A 23,011-nucleotide genomic window follows, 5' to 3' on the forward strand; every position below is an offset into this window, starting at 1 on the left:
AGTAGCAACGGCCCGTCGTCAGCCTCAGGCCCGGGCGGCAGGTAGGGTAATGGCCACGGTAGTTCCCTGGCCCAGCACGCTTTTAATATCGAGGCTACCGCCCTGGCGGTGCATGAAGGCTCGGCAGAGCAGCAGGCCCAGTCCTGTACCGGAACGAGGGCCGCGCATGGGGTGGTTGGTGGGTCCGGCGTCCGTAAGCAGGGCCGTGACCTGGCGCTGATCCATGCCAGCGCCCGTGTCGGTTACGCTTAGCCGCACCCCGGAACCGGGCAACGCTTCCGCCCCGAGCTGAATAGTGCCGCCACTGGGGGTAAACTTCAGCGCATTACCTACCAAATTGCGCAGCACTGTCTGGGTCATGTGCGCATCTGCCCACACTGCTGCCTCCGGTAGAGCTTCCAGCCGGAGCGTAATCTGCTTGGCCTCAGCCGTGTTAGTGTAAAGTTGTATCGCCTGAGTAAGCAGCTCCACCACGGGTAACCGCTCAGGACGAAAAGCTAACTCGCCGGTTTGGTTAACGGCCCAGTTTAGCAGGTTATCCAGCAGATGGTTGAGCTGATGGGCCGACTGGCGCACGAGGTCAGGCAGGCGCCGCAGGCCTTGTTCGTCGCCTTGCTTGAGGTAGAAATCAATAAGCTCGGTAACGCCCGCAAACGAGGTAACGGGGCCGCGTAGGTCGTGGGCCACAATAGCGTAGAGCCGGTCTTTGGAGGCGGCTACCTGCCGCAACTCCTTAGTGGCCTCTTCCAAGAAGCGGTGGTTAACGGCCAGGGCCTCCCGGCTGCGCCGCAGCTTAAAGTACAGCAGGCCCATGCCACCCAAGCCCAGCACCAGGGCCGCAATAGTGCCCCAAAGGGCCCGGTTGCGCTGCTGGGAGGCTAGGCCACGCTCGGTAAGCCGCCGGATCTGGCCTTCTTTTTCGGCTGTTTCGTAGCGGGTTTGCAGGGCGGTTAAGGTTTGCACCCGTGAGCGGCTGTTGAGGCTGTCATTCAGGTCCCGAAACCGATTTTGCCATGTAAACGCCTGTTCAAAATTGCGCCGGCTGGCACTGATTTCGGCCAGCAAGCTGTAGGCATCCAATACCCGCTCTTTGTAGTCGATGCGGCGGGAAAGGGCCAGTGCCCGGCGGGTAAGCTCCTCCGCCTCTTCCAGCTCCGACTTAAGTAGTAGGGCCGTTGCCAGCAGCTCCAGGTGGCCCGCCTCGAAACGAGGAATATTGAGCGGTTCAACCAGCATAACCGACTGGCGCAGCAATCCTTCCGCTGTTTCCAGCTGGTTCATCTGCAGGTAGAAGGAGCCCAAATCGGCTAGGTACAGCGACTCTCCGGGCCGGTCGCCGGTGCGGCGGGCCAGTTGCAAGGCCCGGCGAGTGAATACTAGCCCTTCCTGGCGGCGCCCCAGGTTGAAGTAGAGGTTGCCCAGGTTGCCGAAAAGCATGAGTTGGGTCCGGACGGTCACCCGGGGTTCGTAAGCTCGTTCCAGGGCCCGGCGGTAGTTCAGCAGGGCCGCTGCCGTGTCGTTACGCTCATGATAGACGCCGCCCATACCCGCGTAGCTGCGCACAATACCATCTACGTTGTTAAGGCGGCGGGCTAGCTGAAGAGCTTGCTGCTGCAACTGCAAGGCGTGCGGGCCGTCGGCTAGGTTAGCATAGCAGCTACCCAGGTTGAGCAAGGCCTGTAACAGGCCCGGCTGGTCCTGAAGACGACGGGCCAGCGCCCTGCTCTGTTCCCCATAGGTGAGGGCGCGGGTGGGCGCGCTGTCGTGCAGTTCGTAGCACAAAGCATTGAGCAGCCGCACCCGGCCCGTATCGGCGGGTTGGGTGCGGAGCTTCCGCAGCAACGTAGCTTCCGTTGATTGGGCGGAGGCTACCGTATAGGCAATACAGAATAAAAAACAGAGAATCAGCAGGCGCTGCATCAGCAACGGGGCAATAAGATGGCCGGGCTCCTGATGGGTACCGGATGGGCAGGGGTTCGATTGCGTAATATAGAGGAGTTGCTATTAAATAAGAAGGCAGCAACTGTCTTATATTAGTATGGTTTAGCTTGTTTCGGGTGAGGAGGCTGGCGCACGATACGGCTAACTTTCTCTCGCCTCAGGCCCAGCAAAACCACCGCTGTTTTTTCTCCAGAGGCGTGTTGCGCAGAAACTCCGTAACGGGTTCCAAATTAGTCAGCAGGGAGGTAAGGGTAAGCACCTCGCCGGTCTGCAACTGCAGCTTCAGGTACGTGTAGTTACTCCAGAAAAGCCGCTCCGACTTACAAGTCACCCGCTCTACCCGCGCAATATCCTTTTTGCCAAACGGAATCCGAACCCGGCCTTCGTACACTTCCAACACGTTTTGCTTCGGGTCGAAAACAAGGGTAGTGTGCAGGTTACGCGCGTAGTACTGGCTATGCAGCAGGAAGGCCGGCACGGAAAACCCCAGCACCACGGCCGCCACGGCCGTCAGCAGAACCAGCTCGTAGCTCGAGAGCGTACCGGCGTAGAAAAAGGTTCCTAGAAAAGGTAAGCCTACCCCAGGCACAGTAACGGCCAGAACAATAGCGCAAACTGCCGCAGAAAGGTGGGGCGGTACACCCGACTTTTGCGGGTGAAAAAGCCGGTAATTACTCGCAGACCGACCACCATTAGGGTAATGGCGGCCGCCGCCTCCAGCAGCGGCCGCAGAAAGGGCAACACTTTCATTTATCGGGCTTAGCGCACCAGAATCCAGGGCTCCCCGGCCGCGTGCTCGCGCAGCCGGCCGAAAGACTCCAAAGCTAAGCCGTACTCCGCGAATATGGCTTGCACAGCGTCTCGGCCCGCAGGCTCCACGCATACTAGCAGGCCACCGGAAGTTTGCGGGTCGCAGAGCCACTGGCGCTGCTCCTCGGTAATTTCCCCGATTTTGTGGCCGTAAGAATCCCAGTTCCGGACGGTGCCGCCCGGAATCGACTTTTGGGCGCGGTACTGCTCGGCTTCCGGCAGCAGGGGTACTTTGCTGAAGTCTACCTCGGCCGTCAGGTTGCTCCCCTCGCACACTTCGGCAAGGTGGCCCAATAGCCCAAAGCCCGTTACGTCCGTCATAGCGCGCACGGCCTGGAGCTTGCCCAGCGGCTCCCCAATTTTGTTGAGCTGCATCATGCTGTGGGGCGCCAGCTGCTCGTGTTCCGGCCGCAAGATGCCGCGCTTCTGGGCCGTGGTGAGCATGCCTACCCCCAGCGGCTTGGTCAAGTACAGCTCGCAGCCGGCCGTGGCGGTATCGTTCTGCTTTAGGTTGCTGATGTCGAGTAGGCCGGTAACGGCCAGACCGAATATGGGCTCCGGCGAATCAATGCTGTGGCCCCCTGCCAATGGAATACCAGCTTCGGCGCAGATACTGCGGCTACCTTCAATTACGCGCCGAGCAACCTCGGGCGACAGCTTGTCAATGGGCCAGCCCAGCACGGCAATGGCCATGACCGGCCGCCCGCCCATGGCATACACATCACTGATGGCATTGGCCGAAGCGATACGCCCGAAATCGTAGGCGTCATCCACGATGGGCATGAAAAAATCAGTGGTGCTGATCAGGGCCTGCCCGCCCCCGATATCATACACGGCGGCATCGTCGCGGGAGGAGTTTCCTACCAGCAGCTTGTCGTTGTGGGGCTGCGGAATGCTGGTGTGCAGAATCTGATCCAACACTTTAGGCGCAATTTTGCAGCCGCAGCCCGCGCCGTGGCTATACTGAGTAAGGCGAATGTGGTCGGTGGGGTTGGAGACAGAAGACATAGAGGTGGTAGGAGGCGCGTGATTAATAATTCCAGGCGGCTTGCTGTAAAACTACCCGGTAACCATCCGGGTCTTCGAAAGTAAGCCCAAGCTTGTCCCAGTACGGGTTAGCGGCCGGCACTGATGGGTACCCTTGAGCCTGCAGCCGGTCAACAGCCAGTTGCCATTCCAGCCGGTCGGGTAGGTAAAATACGAGCAGATGATCAGCCGTTGGAGCCCGGCCAACAAAGTGCCCGGGCTGAGAAGTAAACTCCAAGTGGTAGGGGGCCTGCAGGTGCCCTAGCATTACCCCATCAAAGCCCTCGTGCCCCGCAAAAGAGCCTAATTCCTGAAGGCCTAGCCCGTCGCGGTAAAACCGTACTACGGCTGCTAGCTGATCGGTAGGGCGAGCTACGCGCAGCTTAGGAACCATGGGAAGTAGGCCGATGAGTGGTCAGAAAACCAGCTTCCTGGGCGGCCCGCTGCACTAGGTGGGCGTTAATAGCCGGGTCGCAGGTATCGGAGGCTACGCGCACGACCGGGCGGTCGGCTAGTCCGTGCGTATAAGTCCGGTCGTAATAGTCGAGCACGAGGCTGACCATTTTCTCCATATCGTCTTCGCCAATGGCCGCCAGGGCTTCCTTGGTTGCCAGGCCACCCAGGCGCTTTCGGATGCGGAGGATGCTGGTAGCCAAGGCAGCTGGGTCGTGACGGCCGTATTCCTCGGCTAGCTTCCGCACTCGCACGTCACGAGGAATTTCCAGTAAAATCAGCGGGGCCGTGCGCAGTTGGGCAAATAGGGGCGGGGGAACGTGCATGCTACCGATGGTGCGGCTTTCGTCCTCGACCCAGATAGGAACCTGCGCCGGCAGGGTAGCCAGCACCGCCGCCAACTCATTCTCAAACTGCTCCTGGGTAGGCTGAGGTGGCTGCCCGATGCTGCCAAACGCCGACCCCTTGTGGCTGGCCAGTCCTTCCAGGTCGAGGACGGGTTGCTGAGTGGCGGCCAGGGCCTGCAGCACGTCGGTTTTGCCCGAGCCGGTTAGGCCGCCGAGCACCAGCAACGACCGGGGTTGCCCGAACTCAGCCAGGGCCCAATGCCGGTAATCTTTGTAGCCTTTGTTCAGCAGATGCACGTGGAAGCCAGCCAACTCCAGCAGCCACTGCACGGCCCCGCTGCGCATACCGCCGCGCCAGCAGTGCACGCGCACCTGCTTGTGAGGGGCAAGCTTCTGCGCTTGCCGCACCATCTGACTCATGCGCGGCCCAAACAAGTCGAGGCCCAGCAGCACGGCCTTCTCCTGGCTCATTTGCTTATACGTGGTGCCAATGCGGGCCCGCTCCTCATCCGAAAACAGCGGAAAGCTCAGCGCTCCGGGAATGTGGCCCTGGGCGTACTCAACCGGCGCCCGCACATCAAGAATGGGAGCTTCGGCGGGGCCTTGCAGGAAGTCGGAGAGGGACAAGCGGGGCATGTTGTTGAATGAAGAACCAAAAATGAGGAATGAAGAAGTACGAAGTGGCCGGTGCCACCGGGCGCCAACTGAAGCGGCATATAGCCTACCGGCCCGATTATGAATGGTTACTTCCTTCTTGGTAATCCCCTAAGCTAGCTGGCGCCGGTACAACTGAATGGTGTTTTCCAGACCCAAATACAGAGCGTCGCAAATCAGGGCGTGGCCGATGCTCACCTCCGCCAGGCCCGGCAGGTTTTGGTGAAGGTAGGCCAAGTTGTCCAGGTCGAGGTCGTGGCCGGCATTAAGGCCGAGGCCCAGCTGTTGGGCAGCTTCCGCGGCTTCTCGGTAGGGGCGAATAGCTGCTTCCCGGTCGGTGTGGTAGCGGCGGGCGTAGTCTTCGGTGTACAGCTCAATCCGGTCGGTGCCGGTGCTAGCTGCTGCGTGCACCAGCTCTACCACCGGGTCCAGAAAGATGCTGACGCGGGCCCCAAAGCTCTTCAGCTCCGCTACCACATCCTGCAGATACTCCTGGTGCCGGACCGTATCCCAGCCGGCATTGGAGGTAATGGCATCGGGTGCGTCCGGTACCAGCGTCACCTGCTCCGGACGCACGGCGCGCACCAGGGCTAAGAAATCAGGGGTGGGGTTGCCTTCCACGTTTAGCTCCGTGGTAACCAGGGGCTTAAGATCGTGCACGTCCTGGTAGCGAATATGGCGCTCGTCGGGCCGCGGGTGCACCGTAATACCTTGGGCGCCAAACCGCTCACAGTCGCGGGCTACCTGCAACAGGTCGGGGCGGTTGTGGCCGCGGGCGTTCCGCAGGGTGGCTATTTTATTTATGTTTACGCTGAGCTTCGTCATAGTAGGGTAGGCTGGCCGGGAGGTACGTGGTCAAAGATACAACCTCAAACAGCCCACCTCGCTTTCCGTTTCCGGTCATGCTGCTAACCCCAACGTTACGTTACCGCCTATACAAGCAGTTCTCCCGCAGCTGAAAAAGGGCCTTGTCGACCCCGTTGTCGGGAATAACCCGTAATCTTGCACCTCCTTTATTCTCCTTCCCATGGCTCTGAAAGAAACCATCGACGCTGATATTAAAAAGGCTATGCTGGCCAAAGACAAAGTTCGTCTGACCGCCCTGCGCAGCATTAAATCCCAGATCCTGCTGGCGGAAACGGCCGAAGGACAACACGGCGCGGCCCTAACTCCTGAGGCCGAAACGAAGCTGCTAACCAAGTCGGCTAAGCAGCGCCGCGAAGCCGCCGAAATGTACCAGAAGCAGTTCCGCTCTGACCTGGAAGAAATAGAGCTGGCAGAGCTGGCCATCATCGAAGAGTACCTGCCCCAGCAACTGTCAGAGGCTGATCTGGTGGAAAAGCTCGTCGGCATCATCCAGCGCGTAGGAGCCACCGGCCCTTCTGATTTGGGTAAGGTAATGGGGGTAGCCGCCCGCGAATTGGCAGGTCAGGCCGATGGCCGGCAGATTTCACAGGTAGTAAATAACCTGCTTAACAACACGAATCTGTAAGAGGGCAATAATGGGTAGCGAAAGGGTGCAGATGGGTCACCGCCATCTGCGTCCTTGCTAGGACAGCCCGTCAAACTCACCTGTTCACTTCTTCACTGTTCCACCTTGTGTCCGCCCTTGATATCCTGCTGCTTATTCCGCTGGGCATTGGCGCGGTGAAAGGCTACCGGCGCGGGTTGCTGCTGGAGGTAGCCTCGTTGCTGGCGCTGGTGCTGGGGTAGTGGGTGGTTTGCTGTTGCTAAACGATGCCATTCCACTGGTGCGTCACTATGTGGGGGAGGCCTTTGGACTGCTGCCGCTGGTGTCGTTCGTGCTGGTGTTTGCCGCCATCGGTTGGGGTGTGCATCTGCTGAGCGGCGTCATCCGCACGGCCGTGCACCTGACCCCGCTGGGCGTGCTGGATAGCTTGGGCGGCGCGGTGAGCGGCGTGCTGAAATGGGTACTCGGCCTCAGCTTATTACTGCACGGGGTAGGTATGGCGGGTCTGCAGCTGATTTCACCCCAGCTGCTGGCCGATTCGCAGGTGCTACCCGTTGTGCGGGAAGCCACGCCGCTGGCCCTGAGCATCGTAAGCTTCGTGTTGCCCTTCGCTGGCACTCTGCTGGATAAGTTGCGCGAGGTGTTTTAGTAGCCATCCTGCATGGAATGTAGGCGCGGGGCGGAACTAGTAACCAACTGCTTGGTTAGTACACCTACCCTTACCTTTGCCCATGCGTTTGCTGCTACTAGATAACTTCGACTCCTTCACCTATAATCTGCTGGACTACCTCCGGCAGCTAGGCTGTGAGGTGCTGGTGCGGCGTAATGACGTATCCTTAACTGAGTTGCAGGACTTATCCTTCGATGGTGTCGTCTTGTCGCCGGGGCCGGGCACGCCGGCGGCGGCAGGCGTGATGCCAGCTGTCATCGAGGCCTACCACCAGCAGCTGCCTATGCTCGGAGTATGTCTGGGCCACCAAGCTTTGGGCGAGTTTTTTGGGGCCAAGATCAGCCGGGCCAATCGGCCCATGCACGGCAAAGTATCGGAGGTAGAATGGCTGGCCCCGAGCCCGCTGAATGCAGGGCTACCGCTGCGCATGCTCGTCACGCGCTACCATTCTCTCGTACTAGATCAGCTGCCCCGTCGTTGGAGGCGCTGGCCCGTACTACTACCACCGAGCAGGAAATCATGGCGCTGCGTCACCGTACACTGCCTTTGTACGGGGTGCAGTTTCATCCGGAAGCTCTCCTGACGCCCAACGGCCTGGCCCTGCTAGGCAATTGGGTCAAGAATTGTATCATTGCACAACCTGCTCCGGCGCCCTGAGCCCGGCAGTATATTCCCTGAGAAGATGGCGTTGCAGATCAAGGAAAAGAATGGATTTCACTACGTAGATGAAGGTTCCGGCGAAGTGCTGTTGCTGCTGCACGGTCTGTTCGGAGCCTTGAGCAATTGGCAAGACGTAGTGGCCGAGTTTAGCGCCCAGTACCGCGTAGTAATTCCGCTCCTGCCAATTTATGACATGCCGCTCACCAAAGCGGGCGTGCCCGGCCTGGTAGGTTTTGTCGAAGATTTCCTGGCGGAAGTAAAGCTGCCCGAACCGTGCACCGTGCTCGGCAACTCCCTCGGCGGGCACATTGCCCTAGTGTACACGTTGCGCAACGCCGGCCGCGTAAACCGGCTGGTCTTAACGGGTAGCAGTGGCTTGTTTGAGGACAGCATGGGCGGTTCGTTTCCTAAGCGTGGTAACTATGCCTACGTGCAAGAGCGGGTGGGTTATACCTTCTACGACCCTGCTATTGCTACCCAGGAACTGGTTGATGAGGTATTTAGCGTAACCAACTCCAACGCGAAATGCCTGCGCATCATTAGCATTGCCCGCTCGGCGCAGCGGCATAACCTAGCCAAGGAATTGCAGCACATCCGCGTACCTACCCTGCTAGTGTGGGGGCTGAACGACACGATAACGCCCCCGTAGTAGCCCACGAGTTTAACCGCCTCATCCGCGGCTCTGAGTTGCGCTTTCTGGACCACTGCGGTCATGCGCCCATGATGGAGCGCCCAACTGCTTTCAACCAGCTACTGCACCAGTTTTTAGCGCGCACAGCTGTTCCGGTAGCCGGGTAAGCTCCGCGCCGCCGAGGCTTTCGCCAAATAAATGCAACTGTTGGTCTGGTGAACCCGCTCTTTTAGCCAGCCACGTACGTATGTATGGCTGGAATTTCTTTCTTTGGTAGTGTGCCCTACCTCTATCTTCGTTCCTAGTTCCCTCCCATGAACTCCATTATCGCCGAGGATTTACTGAATCAGATGATTCCGCCCTGAAGGTGACGGACTCTATGGAAAAGGCGGCCCGCTGGCTGGAGGAATTCCATGTGGGCCAGCTGCCCGTGCTCGATAATCGGCTGTACCTGGGATTGGTGACGGAATCGGACCTGATGGATCAGGATGCCGATAAGCAGCTGCTCAGTGATATTGCCTTGAACTACGCTGATGTGCACGTGCAGCGCGACCAGCACTTCTACAATATCATTGAGCTGGCCGTGCAAAATAAAGTGCAGCTAGTGCCCGTACTTGATGAGCAGCGGGAGTATATGGGTGTGGTAACCGTAAGCGACACGCTGGCGGCCTTCGGTAAAGTGCCCGTTGCTAGTAACCAGCAGGGCATTATTGTGCTGGCCATGGAAGAGCGGGACTATTCCCTAACCCAGATTAGCCGGTACGTAGAGGAAAACAACGCTAAAATCATAAGCGCCCACGTGGCTCAGGACGAACACGACCCCTACCGGATCCGGCTCACTCTGAAGCTGAACACGCCCAATATTACCCGCATTATTGCTACTCTAGAGCGGTTCGGGTATTCTATTACGGCTCAGTTCAGCGGCACCGAGGAAGTGAGCGAAGACGAGCAGCAGCGCTACGATGCCCTGCTGCGTTACCTGAACATCTGAGCAGGTAGGAGAAGTGCTAGCTATTGTATTGACGTTGCTGCTAGGCCTGCTACCGTCGGCCCCGGCAGCTATGCCTGTCGCTGGCCTTTCCGCGGCTCCCCCTGATTCGCTCCGCCGCGCCGCAACCGACAGTGTGATTAGCTTGCAATGCCCGGCTACCCCACGTTGCGGGTTGCCAGCATTCTGTTTGTGGGCAATAAAGTAACGAAAGAGCCGGTGCTACGAGCCGAGCTGGATTTCCGGGAAGGCGATACGCTACGGGCCGCTACCTTCAGTAAACGACTGGAAGCCAACCGCCGCCGCTTATTTAACCTGCAGCTTTTCCACCAGGTGCTGCTGCAGGCCGTCTGTCGCGACGGCGAAGTAACCATTCTCTACAGCGTGCAAGAGCGGTGGTACACCTTTCCTGTACCCATCTTCTCCCTGGCCGACCGCAATTTTCGCTCCTGGCTCGACCGTGCGGACCGCTGGCAGCGCGTAGATTACGGGTTGCATCTGGTGCGCCGTAACTTTCGGGGCCGGAACGAGCAACTGCTGGCCAACGTGCAGTTAGGCTTCAACCGCAAATACGAAGTGTTCTATGAGGCGCCAGGCTACGGTCGGCGGCGCCGTATTGGCCTAGGGGCCGGATTGTCCTACTACCGCAGCCATGCCCTAGACTATGCCACGGTGCAAGATAGGCTCGCTAATCTGCGGCAGGAAAATGATTTCCCTATTGAGCGACAGTATGCCACCCTAGGGCTGCGTTGGCGCCGTACCGTGCAGCACCTCACGGCCCTAGATGTGTCGTACCACCGCGAGCAAGTCTCCGACTCCGTGCTCTACTACAACCCAACCTACTACCTGCACGGACCGCGCCGGGAATACGTGGAGCTCAGTTTAGTCAGCACCCTCAACCAGCGCCATACATTTGCCTACCCCTTAACCGGACAGTACGCGCAACTTGCCCTATCCTACCGCACGTTTGTTACACCAGGCACACCAGATGTACTTACGCTACGGGGGCGCTACGCCCGCTATTTAGCCCTGGGCGGTCCGTTTTACTACACCATTGGTACAGCCGCGCAAGTGCGCCTAGCCCGGTCCGTAGGCTACGCCGACAACCGAGCATTCGGGTATGATGTCTTGGTGCGCGGCTATGACGCTTACGTAATAGATGGCCGCCACTACGGTCTCGTGCAGCAAGGGCTTACGTATCGGTTGCTTGATGTAGGCCAACTCCAGCTCAATGGAGTGCGCACTACTAAGTTCAACACCATTCCCCTCGTATTTTATTTGAATACTTTTGCCGACGTAGGCTACGTGCAGACACCAGCACCCCGGCCTACGAATCGGTTGCCCAATAAGCTGCTGGCCTCCACCGGCGTTGCCTTACACCTGGTAACGTACTACGATTGGGTGCTTACTCTGGAGTATGCCCGTACCCGGGAGCGGGAGGGAGGCTTCTTTTTTCGTACGCAGTTCCCCATTTAATCTTCCTGCCAAAGAGGCATCAGATTAAGCTTTTGTTATGAAAATTGCCATTCTAGGTAAGCCATTTAGTGAGGAGCTAACGCCTTTCATGCGTGAAATGGTAGAAGAACTGACGCGTCGGCAGGCCGAAGTATGCGTTCTGGAATCGTTTCATGCTTACCTCAGTGAGCGGGTTGATTTACCTGAGGGCATTACCACCTTCCGGCGCGGCGACTCCCTACGGGGCATGCAATTCGTGCTCAGCATTGGAGGCGATGGTACCCTGCTCGACACCGTTACCTACGTCGGAGCCCTTCAAATCCCGATCCTCGGCATCAATACCGGGCGGTTAGGATTTTTGGCCACCATTTCCCCCGACAAGATTGGCCCCGCCTTGGACTCCCTATTCAAAGGGCACTTTGTACTAGAAGACCGAAGCCTGATTCGGGTTGATACAGACCCCGATACCTTTGGCGCTATTAACTTCGGCCTCAATGAGTTCAGCATCCTGAAGCGCGATACCTCCTCCATGATTGTGGTACATACCTACATCGATGGAGAGTACCTGAACTCCTACTGGGCAGATGGCCTGATTGTGGCCACGCCCACTGGCTCTACTGGGTATTCGCTGAGCTGCGGCGGACCCGTTATGTTACCACAAACAAACAATTTTATTATCGCTCCCGTATGTCCCCACAATCTGAACGTACGGCCGCTAATTGTATCAGACCGGAGTGTAATTTCCTTTGAAATTGAAGGCAGAAGCAACAACTTTTTGCTTTCACTTGACTCCCGCTCCGAAACAGTAGAGGCCGGAATTCAGATTGCTGTTCGCCGAGAAAACTTTAATGCTCGCCTGGTAAAGCTTAACCATGTTAACTTCCTGAGTACCTTGCGCAGTAAGTTAAACTGGGGTCTGGACCGTCGGAACCCTGCTGGCATACCTATTTAAGCATAGAGATTTTCCACTAATAATTTTTAAAGTTCCCGTCATCCTCTACTTTTGTCGCTGACTGCGACCGTGCTTGTACAATTTTCGCATTCTTGAACTTGAATATTTTCTAACCTTCGCTTAATATGAAGCAACTCTTCACCTACACTACGGCCCTGCTGCTAGTCCTCGCACTGGTAGCGACGGAAGCGAGTGCGCAGCAATTCAGCAAGCGGAAGCAGTACAACTCTGTTGGCCTGACCGTAACTGGCATGAACTACTTTGGAGATATTACTCCCAAGCCTAGTATTCCCAGCTTCCGTCCCGGTGCAACTCGTCTTAATGCAGGTCTGACATTCACACGTCGTTTTGCTCCGCGTATATCGGGGCGCGCCTCTTTGACATACGGTCGTATTAGCGGCGACGACTCGAAAGCTGCTGATCAGAACGATGCGGACGCTAAGTTCCGCTTCAACCGGAACATGAACTTCCGCAACGGTATTTTGGAGTTTGCGGCAGTAGGCATGTTTGATCTGATTGAGAATCGCAACAACTACATCAAGCGTCCTGACTTTGTACCCTACGTATTCGGTGGTATCGGAGTAATGCGTCATAATCCGAAAGGTTTGGACGCAGAAGGCAATTATGTTGCTCTGCAAGCGTTGAGAACTGAGGGACAGTCGGAGGGCTACTCTTTGACCCAATTCGTTATTCCTTTCGGTGCTGGGGCTCGTTACAAGTTGAACAAGCAGTTTGATATTGGCCTAGAGCTTGGCTTCCGTAAAACCTTTACCGACTATCTTGACGACGTAAGCGGTAACTACGTAGCTAACCGGGATGCTCTCTCTTCTCCTGCTGCTAAGTATTTCGGTTGGGATATTACGAAAGAGGTCCCAGGCACATATACTGAAGCCGTTCAAGGTGGCGAGATGCGCGGCAAAAGCTCTGAAAAAGACTGGTACACTACTTTGGGTGTGTCGGTAAACTATATCCTTGCTCCTCGAGTAAGAAGCCCCAAATTCCGATAGCCAGTAAACTGGCTGTCCTTTTTCACCAACAGCCAGTCTAATGACTCAATCGAAGCTCTTCAAAACACTCCTTGCTGGCGTATTGCCAGTAGGGAGTGTTTTTTTTGCCTACACGGCAACTGCTCAGAACACTAGCGAGATAGGAATAGGCTTGGGCGGTTTAACCTATAAAGGGGAGCTGTCACCGAACTACCAATTCCGCAACAACCGCCCGGCCCTGACAGCCTTTTACCGAAAGGATGTGTCTGCACCCATAACATTGCGGGCAGGGTTCACAGCTGGTTTGTTACGTGCCGACGATGGTAACGTGCAGGGTGTTAATGGAAGAATTGCTCCGTTAGCCGAATACCGCAATGCTAACATGAAAGGTAGCCTGCTGGAAGCATCCGGCGTAGTAGAATATAATTTCTTTGATTACCACGACCGGCGCGACAAGGTCCACTTCACGCCCTATGTATTCGTTGGACTGGCCGGATTTTATGCCAATACTCAGACAGCTAGTAGTGCTAACCCTCAGCTAGACCGCAAGGCGGGCATGATCAATCTGGCTATTCCAGCGGGCTTAGGTTTCAAATATGCCCTTTCCGACCACTGGAACCTAGGCTTGGAAGCTGGGGCGCGCAAAACTTTCACTGATCAATTGGACCATATTGACGGCAAATCTCGGGGGCAAAACGACCTGATTGGTAATTCGCATGATCAGGACTGGTACTTCTACAACGGCCTGAGCATTTCCTATACCTTCTACAAAATTCGCTGTCCTGACCCTAGCCAGGAAAAAGCAAAGAAAAACTAATTACTACTGATAAGTAGTTGGCTACAAGTCTTGCCGCAAACAGCCCCCGACATACTAGGTGCCGGGGGCTGTTCGTATTAAGGCCCTTGAGCGCAACTTGTTATTGAGCAGAGGCGAATGCAACCATTTGCGTAACTTGCAGCCTCTTTACGCAAAAAGTACTGATGGCCGTCCGGTCCGAGATAGATTCCCAGAATATACCCGCTCACGTAGCTGTCATAATGGATGGCAATGGCCGTTGGGCCAAGCAGAAGGGGGGCTTGCGCATTTTCGGGCACCAGAGCGCCATCAAGGCCGTGCGCGAAACAGTAGAGGCCGCCGCGGAAGTGGGGGTGCGCTACTTAACCTTGTATGCCTTCTCGACCGAAAACTGGTCGCGGCCGGCGCACGAGGTGATGGCGCTTATGCAGTTGTTGGTTCATACCATCCGGCAAGAAACCCCTACGCTGCTCAAAAACAGCATCCGCCTTCAAGCAATCGGCCAGATTGAAAATTTGCCTGCTTCCTGCCAAAAGGAATTGGCGGAGGCAATCGAGCTAACTAAAGAAGGCTCCCGAACTACTCTGCTGCTAGCTCTAAGCTACAGCGGCCGGTGGGACCTAACGCAGGCCGCGCAGCGAATGGCTCAAGAGGTAGCAGCTGGTCGGCTGCAGCCGGAGCAAATCACGGAGCAAACGATAGCCAGCTTTCTTTCAACAGCAGGCATTCCAGATCCTGAATTGCTGATTCGCACGAGTGGCGAGCAGCGTATCAGTAATTTTTTATTGTGGCAGCTGGCCTATACGGAACTGTTTATCACCGATTTGCTGTGGCCTGATTTCCGGCGGGAGCATTTTTACGATGCCCTGCGGGCTTACCAGCAGCGGGAGCGTCGTTTCGGGAAAACCAGTGAGCAGCTAACCGTTTCGTAATAACAGAACATGAGTTCTTCCTACCATAAACTTATTCCAGCTGCCGCGCTGGCCTTGTCCTTGGGCGCAGTGCCAGTAAGCACGGCCGTTGCCCAAACTCAGGTGCCGGCTGCTTCTGCCGGCGAGCAGCCCCAGCGTTACACTCTGGGCGGCATCACTGTAAGCGGCGCCCGTTACCTGGATCCTAATACGCTAATCGGCCTGACTGGGTTGAAGGTGGGGACCCAATTACAATTCCGGGCGAAGAAATCGGTAAAGCCATCCGCCGGCTCTGGGACCAGGGTATTTTGGGCGACGTAAGTGTGAGCATTGCGCGCACAGAAGGCAGCCGCATCTTTCTTGATTTTAACTTAAAGGAGCGGCCCCGGCTGTCTAAGTTTGAGTTTTCGGGCATCGGTAAAAGCCAGGCCGATGAGCTTAAGAATAAGATTAAGCTAATCCGCGGGAAGGTGGTAACGGATGCGCTGCTGAGCAACACTCGTACCCAGGTTCGGAAGTTCTATACCAACAAAGGCTTTCTAGACAGTAAGGTTACCATCACCCAGGTTCCTGATTCCTCGCTGTCTAACAGCGTCGTGCTGAATATCAAAGTTGATAAGGGCTCTAAGGTCAAAATCAATGACATTCAGTTTGAGGGAAACACAGCCTACTCGGATGGTAAGCTGAAGGGCAAGTTCAAGAAAACCAAAGAGAAGAAATTTCCTAAGCTCTTCAATTCCGGTAAGTTTCAGAGTAAAGAATTTGAAGAGGACAAAGCCAAGCTGCTGGAATTTTACAACAGCGAAGGCTACCGCGACGCTGTGGTAGTTTCCGATACGCTGGAGCGGGTAGGGGATGCCCTGCGCCTCACTGTCAAGGTAGATGAGGGCCCCAAGTATTACTTCCGGAACATTACCTGGAAGGGCAACTACCTCTACGATGACAAGACCCTGGCCTCCGTGCTAGGCATTAAAGAAGGTAGCGTATACAGCAAGGAAACCCTGGATAAACGCCTGAATTACAACCCAACGGGTCAGGACGTAACCTCGCTCTACATGAACGACGGTTACCTGTTCTTCCAGATTGAGCCAGTAGAGACCAAGGTAGAAGGCGACTCAATTGATATTGAGATGCGTCTTACGGAAGGTGTACAGGCGCGCATTAAGGACGTGAACATTGCCGGAAACACGAAAACTTCCGACCACGTAGTGCGCCGCTCCCTGTACACGCTGCCCGGCGACAAATTCAGCCGAGAGCAGCTCATTCGCAGCCAGCGTGAAATTGCTACCCTAGGCTACTTCGACCCGGAAAAGATTGGGTTGAACCCGGTTCCTAACCAGGCTGATGGTACGGTTGACATCAATTACACGGTGGAAGAGAAGCCTTCCGACCAGATTACCCTGTCGGGTGGTTGGGGTGGTTACGCCGGCTTTATTGGTACCGTTGGTCTAGTGTTTAACAACTTTTCCCTGCGCAAAGCCGGTACGTTGCGCAATTGGACGCCGGTGCCCGCCGGTGATGGTCAGCGTTTGTCGCTGAACGTGCAGGCGAATGGCTTGCAATACCAGGCCTACTCTTTCTCGTTTACGGAACCCTGGCTGGGTGGCCGCAAGCCGAACTCTCTATCCGTAAGCCTAACTAAGACCATTTATCGGCTAGGTACCAACTTCGACGCCGAAACGGGTAGTTTCCTTAAAACAAATGGTGCTAGTGTAAGCTTAGGCCGCCGTTTGCGTTGGCCCGATGACTATTTCACGCTGAGTAATGCCCTGTCCATCACCCAGTACAAACTAAACAACTACACGGCGTTAGGCTCTGAATTCTTTCCTAACGGTACAGGTAACGCGAACAACATAACGTTTAACACAACCCTTTCCCGTAACAGCATCGACAACCCCACCTTCACGCGCCGGGGCTCTTCGCTGGCGCTGAGTGTGAATCTGACGCCACCTTACTCCTTGTTCCCGGGGTCCAGCCCTAGCGTAGGTGAGTGGGTAGAGTTTCACAAGTGGATGTTTGACGCCTCTTGGTTTTCGCCGGTGGTAGGCAAGCTGGTTCTCAATACTCGCGCCCACTTCGGTTTCATTGGCACCTACAACAGCAGCCGCCCAATCGGACCATTTGAACGCTTTAAGCTGGGTGGCTCGGGTCTGGGCTACGGTGGGTCAGCAAACTTTATAGCTGGCACTGAATACATTGGCCTAAGAGGCTACGCGGACCCAGGCGATGCCAGCACTTCCCCTTACCTACCTCTATAACTGGTACAAATGGTTCTAGTGGTGGCGTGGTGTACAATAAGTTCGTGATGGAAATGCGTTATCCGGTTAGCTTAAACCCGGCCGCTACTGTGTACGTGCTCAGCTTTGCAGAAGCTGGTAACGCTTTTGAACGCTATTCCGAGTACAATCCTTATAAGTTGTACCGCTCAGCGGGGGTCGGAGCCCGCATCTTCATGTCGGCATTTGGTTTGCTAGGGTTTGACTACGGGTGGGGCTTTGATAAAGTGCCGATCTACACTCCCGGTCAGAAGCAGGACAAGGGCATCTTCCACTTTATTATCGGCCAGCAGATCCGCTAAGCCCGGCGGCGCGGCCGTCAACACTTCATCTTATTTTACCATATGAACAAGATGTTTTCGTGGGTAGCGGCCGTCGCACTCCTGTTAGTGGGGGCTTGCCCCAAACAGTACTAGCCCAGAAATTCGGCTACGTCGATTCCGAGTTTATCATGGGTAAGATGCCGGCGTATGCGCAGGCTCAGCAGGAACTCAATACCCTTTCCGGCAATTGGCAGAAGGATATTGAGACGCAAAAAAAGGACTTGGATAAGCTTTATCGGAATTATCAGGCCGAAGAAGTCGTTCTAACTGAGCCGATGAAGAAGAAGCGTCAGGACGAGATTTTGAAGAAGGAGCAGGATATTAAGGCTTACTCCAACAAGATCTTCGGTTTTGAAGGGCAGCTTTTTAAGAAGCGGCAAGAGCTTACCAAGCCGGTGCAGGATCAGGTATTTGAGGCCATTGAGAAGGTAGCGAAGAAGAAACAACTCGCTATTGTTTTCGATAAATCTGGTGACCTGACCATGCTCTACACTAACCCGGTGCACGATTACACGGAGTTTGTAATGGAAGAACTGGGTTTGGCCTCGGAGGAGCGCAACCAGCCCGGCCAGAAAGGCGCCGTACGGTCGGTGACTACTCCGCAGGCTCCGGCGGGTGATGCGGTGGTAGAAGACGAACCTGCTGCTACCCGGCCTAAACAGCCGACTCGGACTACCACGCGGCCGGCAACCCGAAAAAATTAACTTTGCGCATCTAACTCTCTGACACTTCTCTTTTTGATGACCACCATGAACAAATTCCGCGTTGCACTGGCTGCTGCCGCCCTTACCTTCACTACGGCTACGGCTTCGATGGCACAGACGGCCGCACCGCTGAAGATCGGGTATACTAGCGTTCAGTACGTACTGAGCCAGATGCCTGAGAGCAAGCAGATTGAATCCCAGTTGAAGGACTACAGCACGCAGCTCAAAAGCCAGCTGGATGCAAAAAGCACGGAGTTCCGCACTAAGGTAGAAGCTTACCAGAAAGGTGGCGCTACTATGACGGACGTAGTTAAGGCTGATAAAGAAAAAGAACTCCAGAACCTGCAGCAGTCGATTCAGGAGTTCCAGCAGAATGCAGAAGTATCGTTGCAGCAAAAGCAGCAGACGCTGCTAAAGCCCGCTCTGGACAAACTGCAGAAAAACATTGATGCCGTGGCCGATGAGAACGGCTATACATACATTCTGAACTCTGATGGTGACAGTCCTTTGCTGTTGCACGGCCCGAAGGATGGTGACGTATCAGACCTGATTCTGAAGAAAATGGGCATCACCCCGGGCGCTGCTGCGGCCGCTCCTAAAGTAGCTACGCCGGCAGCAGCCTCTACGCAAGCTGCTGCTCCTACGGCTACCAAGACGAAAACGAAGACAAAGAAGTAAGGTGTAATAAGCTCAAACTTCATGCGCTTACCAACAACACCGCCGGAGCTCCTGCTTCGGCGGTGTTGTTATATGGATGCCTACCCTAAGTCTAGAGCAGTAAGCAATAGCCTTTAAATTCATTGCTTTTATAATGCAGGAGCCGGAAGAAGAATTTATTGAGAGCAGCCTCGGCAACCCACCTGTGGACGCAGGGGAACTGGCTGAGGAGGATGACGAAGGAGGGGATGAACTATACGAGCATCACCGCATCCGGGCCGACCGGCGGCAGGAACTGCTCCGGCTAGATAAGTTTCTGCTTAACCGCCTGCCTAGTACCTCCCGAACCCGCATTCAGAATGCCATCCGGGCGGAGGCGGTACAGGTGAATGACCGGCCCGTTAAATCTAACTACCGCGTTAAGCCACTCGATGTTATAACTATTACGCTGCCCGAGCCACCACGGGAGTTCAAGGTCCTGCCCGAACCTATGGACTTGGACATCCGCTACGAGGACGCCGAGTTGCTACTTGTAAATAAGCCGGCTGGGTTAGTCGTGCATCCGGCGTATGGTAATTGGAATGGCACCCTAGTGAATGGGCTAGCTTATCATCTGCAGAACCTGCCAACGGGCCGCAATGGAGAAATTCGGCCGGGCCTAGTACACCGGATTGATAAGGATACTTCGGGCTTGCTGGTGGTAGGTAAAACCGAGTGGGCTATGACTCACCTTTCCAACCAGTTTTTTCATCACACCATTGAGCGCACATATCTGGCGCTGGTGTGGGGTGTACCCAAGGAGGCAGAGGGCACCATTCGAGGGCATATTGGGCGCAGCTTGAAAGACCGAAAGGTGCAAGCAGTATTCCCGGAAGGCGAGCATGGCAAGCACGCCGTAACGCATTATAAGGTGCTGCAGTCCTTCGACAGTAAAGTAGCTCTGCTCCAGTGCAACCTAGAAACTGGTCGTACGCACCAGATTCGGGCTCACATGAAGCACATCGGACATCCACTGTTTGGTGATGCTACCTATGGCGGAGATAAGATAGTGTATGGGCAGCGCACTGGCTCCTACAAGGCCTTTGCTGAAAAGATGCTGGCCCTCATGCCCCGGCAGGCGTTGCATGCTAAATCATTAGGTTTTGAGCATCCAGTCACCCACGAGCACTTGCATTTTGAGGCCGAGCTTCCCGCCGATTTTCAGGAGTTATTAGCAAAATGGGAAGAATATGCCACTACAAAAAGCTAAGTCAAGCGCATAGCCAATACCTCGAAAAAGAAAAGGCTCCCTACCATCGGTAAGGAGCCTTCTTATTTTCTCAAACGCTTACTACTTGCGCTTCACAGCGGGCTTAGCCGCCGTTTTGGGCTTGGTAATTTCGGCTATTGCCGTTTTAGCCTGCTGGTCGTTGGGGTCCAAGGCCAGGGCCTGCTGCCAGTAGGGCAAAGCAGTGGTCTTGTCGCCTTTCTGGTAGTAGTAATACCCCAGATATTTGTTGGCCTCCAGCAGACCGCTCTTATACTTGGCGGCGTCAGCCGAAGCACCGGCTACCTCGATGTATTTCTCGTAATAAGGCTTGGCAAGGCCTTGCTTCGAGTCTTTGTCGATATTCGCGTTGGCGCGGGCACGCATCTGGTAGCCCGGAACATAGTTCGGACGCTCAGCTACTACTAGGCCGTACAGACTGTCAGCTTGCGCATATTGGCTGTTCAGCTCGTAAGCCCGGCCCAGGTATACTTTGTCGGTTAGTTCACCACCCTTGGTAGCTGCCATCCGCGCCTTGAGCGTAGAAATGGCATTGGGGTAGTCTTTCGCCGCCATATAAGCCTGAGCCAGCTCATTCTGCAGATCAGCGGCTTTCTTCGGATCAGCATCAATAGCCTTCTTAATGATGGCTGCGCCTTCCGTGGTCTTGCCACCTTTAATCAGCATCTTACCGTAGTACACGTTGTCCTCGGTAATCACTTTGTTGCCAGCGCTAGCAAGCTGCATGTATTTCTGCATAGCAGCCAAAGCCTCATCGTTCTTGCCGGTTTCGTACAGAGAGTAAGCCCGCAGACGGTTCATGGTGAGGTTGTTCGGGTCTTTAGCCAGAACCTTATCTACCTCCACCAGTGCCTCAGGATACTTCTTGGTCAGGTACAGGAACGAAGCATATTTCGCATCCGTATCCGACGACTTCTCCGCCAGCGAAGAATACTTCTGGAACTGGGCCAGAGCATCATCGTAACGGCCAGCGAAATAGTACGTCTCGGCTAAGGCATTGTAAGCCGGTGCGTAGTTCGGGTCGAGGCTGATAGCTTTGTCGAAGTTCGTTTTGGCTTCGTTGTAAGTACGGGCCCGCATGTTCAGCTGACCTTTACGCACGTAAGCCTTCACATTGTTCGGGTCGGCCAAGGTAGCACGCTCGTAGCTGTTCATGGCCTCGCCACCGCCCTGCTCCGTTTTCAGGTACAAGTCGCCGCGGGCAATCATCAGCGCTGGGTCGTCCTTACCTTTGCCGAGCTTTTCGCCAGCACTAACGTAGGTAAGGGCCTTGGTAACGTCTTTTACGTTGGATTCGGCGTAAGCCTGAGCAATCATCGTGTATACCTTCGGGTCTTTGCCCTTCGAGGATTTCACGGCATTGTCAAACTGAATCTCAGCTTCGGCCGTTTTTCCCTGAGCTAACGCGGCACGGCCGGCAGCTATCTGGGTCATGGCATCCTTCGGGTTCAGAGCAATGCGGTTGAAATAGTATGCCGCTGAATCGGGCATATCGCGCAGTTGATACAAACGACCAAGTTCGAACGACGTCTCATTCGATTGGCCTTGCCGCAGCAAAGCGGCGCGGGCTTCGCTGTAACGCTCCAGCTCAATGGCTTTTTGGGCGCCCGAAGATTGGGCAAGGGCAGCAGAACCCGAAACAGACAAAGCAGCGAGGAGCGTAAGCTTCCAGGGCTTGAGATTCATGAGCAAAAGGTTTAGTGAAAATGCGGTGGAAAGGAGACAAGTAGGGCTACAGAGAGGGCTTAACATCCATCATCCGGATTTGGCCCTTGGCAGGCATCAATCCCGACTTTAGCATGATAAGTTGTCCTTTGTTACCTGCTGCAAAGGTTGCAAAACCGGTGCCAAGTCCGGTGCGCGCTTCGCGGCTAATAACGTACAGATTACGGCGCAGTGGGTACAGCTTCTGGGCTAAGTATGCTTGATAAGGCTGTACGTAGTCTGCTGAAGTAGAACCCGTGGCTTTGGGGCTTATACCAGCAACCCGTATCCGTTTTAAGAACTTCGGAACATTGGGGTCGTCCCGGTCACTGATCCAGTTAATACCAATTACCCCAATTGCATTCGGATGAGTTGCAACGTAATCGATGAGTGCTGGGTTCGATTTCGAGGCAAAAACACCTTTCGCCAGCGGTGCGCCGTTATTAACGGAATCCTGCACGTAACGGGCAGTGCTGGAGTTGTTGTTATCAAATACGGCCGTAATGGCACCTAGTTTGTTGCCTGGGCTGATCTGATTCCACTGAGCTAGTTGCCCGGTAAAAATACCTTTCAACTGAGCCGTAGTTAACAAACTGTCGCGGTTGCTTGGGTGCATGATGATGGCTACCCCGTCTACACCAATACGAACTGAAAAAGGCTCCAACTTAAGACGCTGTAAGGTAGCCTTTTCCTCCGCCGTGAGTTCTCTAGATACCACCGCCAACCGAATGCTGTCGGCCATAAATGCCCGCATTACGTCCAGTTCCGGCTGGTAAGCTGCATTGATGTGGGCGCTGGTATAGAGCTTTTGAAAAGTGTCCACTTGAGACTTTAGAATAGGCTCAAACGTCTCGTCAACCCCAATCCGAATAGATCCGCTCGTGGGTGTGTCAGTAGCTTGGGTACTAGTTGCGTCGTTGCCGCAGCTAACCATTCCGATACTGGTGCACAAGGCCACTCCTAAAACCCAAAAGTTAGCGCGCGTCATTCTTATTCTTTTTGAAGTGTTGCTGGTAGGTGCGGACAAATCTAATAATTCCGTAAAATACAAAGACAGCCGCCAGCAGACGGCGTGGGGTGTCTCCTAAGGTAAGTGTGCCCGCGGGAGCAAACCATAAATACAGCCCCAACCCTGCGTACACCATCGACATCAGCAAGGTGAAGTAGCGGACCCAAGATTGCTGTTTATGACTACCTATTCTTTCTTCAGTGGTGGGTAAGTCAAGCATGAGAAACTAAATCGGTGTGTAATAGCCAAACGCTAAACAAAGTCTTATTTGTTCGTTTTGAAGTGAATGACGCTGTGGTTGGTTGCAAAATTGGTGGCAA

At 55.1% G+C, this 23,011-nt stretch carries 24 protein-coding genes and 2 pseudogenes; 16 read left to right on the forward strand and 10 right to left on the reverse strand.

Going from position 1 to position 23,011, the window contains the following annotated elements; all coding sequences use genetic code 11:
• Nucleotides 1-24 precede the first annotated feature (24 nt).
• The 7 genes from MUN84_RS13850 to MUN84_RS13880 all read right to left on the reverse strand — a co-directional run bounded on the left by MUN84_RS13850 (nt 25) and on the right by MUN84_RS13880 (nt 6,056).
• Nucleotides 25-1,920: a sensor histidine kinase gene (locus MUN84_RS13850; protein ID WP_244694604.1), complete on the reverse strand. Its 1,896-nt coding sequence runs from the start codon at nt 1,918-1,920 to the stop codon at nt 25-27.
• 178 nt (nt 1,921-2,098) lie between these two features.
• Nucleotides 2,099-2,530 carry a hypothetical protein gene (locus tag MUN84_RS13855; protein WP_244694605.1) on the reverse strand — a complete coding sequence of 144 codons (432 nt, stop codon included), beginning with the start codon at nt 2,528-2,530 and terminating at the stop codon, nt 2,099-2,101.
• Entirely contained in the window at nt 2,518-2,691 is a 174-nt protein-coding gene (locus MUN84_RS13860; protein ID WP_244694606.1) for a hypothetical protein, read from the reverse strand. The genes MUN84_RS13855 and MUN84_RS13860 overlap by 13 nt, the downstream gene beginning before the upstream one ends.
• A 9-nt stretch (nt 2,692-2,700) precedes the next feature.
• Nucleotides 2,701-3,759 (reverse strand): selenide, water dikinase SelD, encoded by a 1,059-nt coding sequence (selD, locus tag MUN84_RS13865; protein ID WP_244694607.1) that lies wholly within the window; start codon nt 3,757-3,759, stop codon nt 2,701-2,703.
• A gap of 22 nt (nt 3,760-3,781) precedes the next feature.
• A complete protein-coding gene (locus tag MUN84_RS13870; protein WP_244694608.1) occupies nt 3,782-4,171 on the reverse strand; it encodes a VOC family protein in 390 nt (129 codons plus the stop codon).
• Nucleotides 4,161-5,213: a tRNA 2-selenouridine(34) synthase MnmH gene (gene mnmH / locus MUN84_RS13875; protein ID WP_244694609.1), complete on the reverse strand. Its 1,053-nt coding sequence runs from the start codon at nt 5,211-5,213 to the stop codon at nt 4,161-4,163. Before mnmH ends, MUN84_RS13870 begins: the two co-directional genes overlap by 11 nt.
• A 129-nt stretch (nt 5,214-5,342) precedes the next feature.
• A complete protein-coding gene (locus tag MUN84_RS13880; RefSeq protein WP_244694610.1) occupies nt 5,343-6,056 on the reverse strand; it encodes a pyridoxine 5'-phosphate synthase in 714 nt (237 codons plus the stop codon).
• 202 nt (nt 6,057-6,258) lie between these two features.
• Here MUN84_RS13880 and MUN84_RS13885 point away from each other — a divergent pair, with 202 nt between their 5' ends.
• The 16 genes and pseudogenes from MUN84_RS13885 (at nt 6,259) to MUN84_RS13955 (ending at nt 19,960) form a co-directional block, all read left to right on the forward strand.
• The gene (locus tag MUN84_RS13885; RefSeq protein WP_244694611.1) at nt 6,259-6,723 is read left to right on the forward strand and encodes a GatB/YqeY domain-containing protein; all 465 of its coding nucleotides are present in this window, start codon (nt 6,259-6,261) and stop codon (nt 6,721-6,723) included.
• Between the two features lie 107 nt (nt 6,724-6,830).
• Nucleotides 6,831-6,944: a CvpA family protein gene (locus MUN84_RS13890; RefSeq protein ID WP_244694612.1), complete on the forward strand. Its 114-nt coding sequence runs from the start codon at nt 6,831-6,833 to the stop codon at nt 6,942-6,944.
• Between the two features lie 38 nt (nt 6,945-6,982).
• Nucleotides 6,983-7,351 (forward strand): CvpA family protein, encoded by a 369-nt coding sequence (locus MUN84_RS13895; RefSeq protein ID WP_244694613.1) that lies wholly within the window; start codon nt 6,983-6,985, stop codon nt 7,349-7,351.
• Between the two features lie 82 nt (nt 7,352-7,433).
• Nucleotides 7,434-8,029 (forward strand): annotated as a pseudogene (locus MUN84_RS13900) (anthranilate synthase component II).
• Nucleotides 8,030-8,054: 25 nt separating this feature from the next.
• Nucleotides 8,055-8,830, forward strand: a pseudogene (locus MUN84_RS13905) (alpha/beta fold hydrolase).
• 200 nt (nt 8,831-9,030) lie between these two features.
• Complete coding sequence (locus tag MUN84_RS13910; protein ID WP_244694614.1) at nt 9,031-9,654, forward strand: CBS domain-containing protein; 624 nt, start codon at nt 9,031-9,033, stop codon at nt 9,652-9,654.
• Between the two features lie 147 nt (nt 9,655-9,801).
• The gene (locus tag MUN84_RS13915) at nt 9,802-11,127 is read left to right on the forward strand and encodes a POTRA domain-containing protein (RefSeq protein WP_244694615.1); all 1,326 of its coding nucleotides are present in this window, start codon (nt 9,802-9,804) and stop codon (nt 11,125-11,127) included.
• Nucleotides 11,128-11,164: 37 nt separating this feature from the next.
• Nucleotides 11,165-12,058, forward strand: coding sequence for an NAD kinase (locus tag MUN84_RS13920; protein ID WP_244694616.1), 894 nt, complete (start codon nt 11,165-11,167; stop codon nt 12,056-12,058).
• Between the two features lie 125 nt (nt 12,059-12,183).
• Nucleotides 12,184-13,065: a DUF6089 family protein gene (locus tag MUN84_RS13925; RefSeq protein ID WP_244694617.1), complete on the forward strand. Its 882-nt coding sequence runs from the start codon at nt 12,184-12,186 to the stop codon at nt 13,063-13,065.
• Nucleotides 13,066-13,105: 40 nt separating this feature from the next.
• Entirely contained in the window at nt 13,106-13,861 is a 756-nt protein-coding gene (locus MUN84_RS13930; RefSeq protein ID WP_244694618.1) for a DUF6089 family protein, read from the forward strand.
• A 164-nt stretch (nt 13,862-14,025) separates the two neighbouring features.
• Nucleotides 14,026-14,772, forward strand: coding sequence for an isoprenyl transferase (locus tag MUN84_RS13935; protein WP_244694619.1), 747 nt, complete (start codon nt 14,026-14,028; stop codon nt 14,770-14,772).
• 287 nt (nt 14,773-15,059) lie between these two features.
• Nucleotides 15,060-17,009, forward strand: a complete 1,950-nt coding sequence (bamA, locus tag MUN84_RS13940; protein WP_262920529.1) for an outer membrane protein assembly factor BamA — start codon at nt 15,060-15,062, stop codon at nt 17,007-17,009.
• Between the two features lie 26 nt (nt 17,010-17,035).
• Nucleotides 17,036-17,329: an outer membrane protein assembly factor gene (locus MUN84_RS23065; protein WP_262920530.1), complete on the forward strand. Its 294-nt coding sequence runs from the start codon at nt 17,036-17,038 to the stop codon at nt 17,327-17,329.
• A 95-nt stretch (nt 17,330-17,424) separates the two neighbouring features.
• Entirely contained in the window at nt 17,425-18,054 is a 630-nt protein-coding gene (locus tag MUN84_RS13945) for an OmpH family outer membrane protein (RefSeq protein WP_244694620.1), read from the forward strand.
• 45 nt (nt 18,055-18,099) lie between these two features.
• Nucleotides 18,100-18,732, forward strand: coding sequence for an OmpH family outer membrane protein (locus MUN84_RS13950; protein WP_244694621.1), 633 nt, complete (start codon nt 18,100-18,102; stop codon nt 18,730-18,732).
• A 133-nt stretch (nt 18,733-18,865) separates the two neighbouring features.
• On the forward strand, nt 18,866-19,960 hold the full coding sequence (locus tag MUN84_RS13955) for an RluA family pseudouridine synthase (RefSeq protein ID WP_244694622.1): 1,095 nt from the start codon (nt 18,866-18,868) through the stop codon (nt 19,958-19,960).
• Between the two features lie 81 nt (nt 19,961-20,041).
• Here MUN84_RS13955 and MUN84_RS13960 read toward each other — a convergent pair whose 3' ends face one another.
• From MUN84_RS13960 to MUN84_RS13970, 3 genes are read right to left on the reverse strand one after another with little or no spacing between them, the layout of a single operon-like run.
• The gene (locus MUN84_RS13960) at nt 20,042-21,664 is read right to left on the reverse strand and encodes a tetratricopeptide repeat protein (protein ID WP_244694623.1); all 1,623 of its coding nucleotides are present in this window, start codon (nt 21,662-21,664) and stop codon (nt 20,042-20,044) included.
• A 46-nt stretch (nt 21,665-21,710) separates the two neighbouring features.
• Nucleotides 21,711-22,670: a substrate-binding domain-containing protein gene (locus tag MUN84_RS13965; protein WP_317238942.1), complete on the reverse strand. Its 960-nt coding sequence runs from the start codon at nt 22,668-22,670 to the stop codon at nt 21,711-21,713.
• Nucleotides 22,657-22,911 (reverse strand): hypothetical protein, encoded by a 255-nt coding sequence (locus MUN84_RS13970; RefSeq protein ID WP_244694624.1) that lies wholly within the window; start codon nt 22,909-22,911, stop codon nt 22,657-22,659. Before MUN84_RS13970 ends, MUN84_RS13965 begins: the two co-directional genes overlap by 14 nt.
• Between the last annotated feature and the right edge of the window lie 100 nt (nt 22,912-23,011).

Origin of the sequence: Hymenobacter sp. 5516J-16, assembly GCF_022919335.1 — a bacterium.
GTDB lineage: Bacteria > Bacteroidota > Bacteroidia > Cytophagales > Hymenobacteraceae > Hymenobacter > Hymenobacter sublimis.

Bases quoted from the DNA above. Each gene is read 5' to 3' on its own strand.
- MUN84_RS13965 (WP_317238942.1), bottom strand. From the start codon at position 22,670: ATGACGCGCGCTAACTTTTGGGTTTTAGGAGTGGCCTTGTGCACCAGT.
- MUN84_RS13885 (WP_244694611.1), top strand. From the start codon at position 6,259: ATGGCTCTGAAAGAAACCATCGACGCTGATATTAAAAAGGCTATGCTG.
- MUN84_RS13880 (WP_244694610.1), bottom strand. From the start codon at position 6,056: ATGACGAAGCTCAGCGTAAACATAAATAAAATAGCCACCCTGCGGAAC.
- MUN84_RS13955 (WP_244694622.1), top strand. From the start codon at position 18,866: ATGCAGGAGCCGGAAGAAGAATTTATTGAGAGCAGCCTCGGCAACCCA.
- MUN84_RS13920 (WP_244694616.1), top strand. From the start codon at position 11,165: ATGAAAATTGCCATTCTAGGTAAGCCATTTAGTGAGGAGCTAACGCCT.
- MUN84_RS13930 (WP_244694618.1), top strand. From the start codon at position 13,106: ATGACTCAATCGAAGCTCTTCAAAACACTCCTTGCTGGCGTATTGCCA.
- MUN84_RS13850 (WP_244694604.1), bottom strand. From the start codon at position 1,920: ATGCAGCGCCTGCTGATTCTCTGTTTTTTATTCTGTATTGCCTATACG.
- MUN84_RS13935 (WP_244694619.1), top strand. From the start codon at position 14,026: ATGGCCGTCCGGTCCGAGATAGATTCCCAGAATATACCCGCTCACGTA.
- MUN84_RS13860 (WP_244694606.1), bottom strand. From the start codon at position 2,691: ATGAAAGTGTTGCCCTTTCTGCGGCCGCTGCTGGAGGCGGCGGCCGCC.
- MUN84_RS13925 (WP_244694617.1), top strand. From the start codon at position 12,184: ATGAAGCAACTCTTCACCTACACTACGGCCCTGCTGCTAGTCCTCGCA.
- MUN84_RS13960 (WP_244694623.1), bottom strand. From the start codon at position 21,664: ATGAATCTCAAGCCCTGGAAGCTTACGCTCCTCGCTGCTTTGTCTGTT.
- mnmH (WP_244694609.1), bottom strand. From the start codon at position 5,213: ATGCCCCGCTTGTCCCTCTCCGACTTCCTGCAAGGCCCCGCCGAAGCT.
- MUN84_RS13870 (WP_244694608.1), bottom strand. From the start codon at position 4,171: ATGGTTCCTAAGCTGCGCGTAGCTCGCCCTACCGATCAGCTAGCAGCC.
- MUN84_RS13970 (WP_244694624.1), bottom strand. From the start codon at position 22,911: ATGCTTGACTTACCCACCACTGAAGAAAGAATAGGTAGTCATAAACAG.
- MUN84_RS13950 (WP_244694621.1), top strand. From the start codon at position 18,100: ATGAACAAATTCCGCGTTGCACTGGCTGCTGCCGCCCTTACCTTCACT.
- selD (WP_244694607.1), bottom strand. From the start codon at position 3,759: ATGTCTTCTGTCTCCAACCCCACCGACCACATTCGCCTTACTCAGTAT.
- MUN84_RS13915 (WP_244694615.1), top strand. From the start codon at position 9,802: ATGCCCGGCTACCCCACGTTGCGGGTTGCCAGCATTCTGTTTGTGGGC.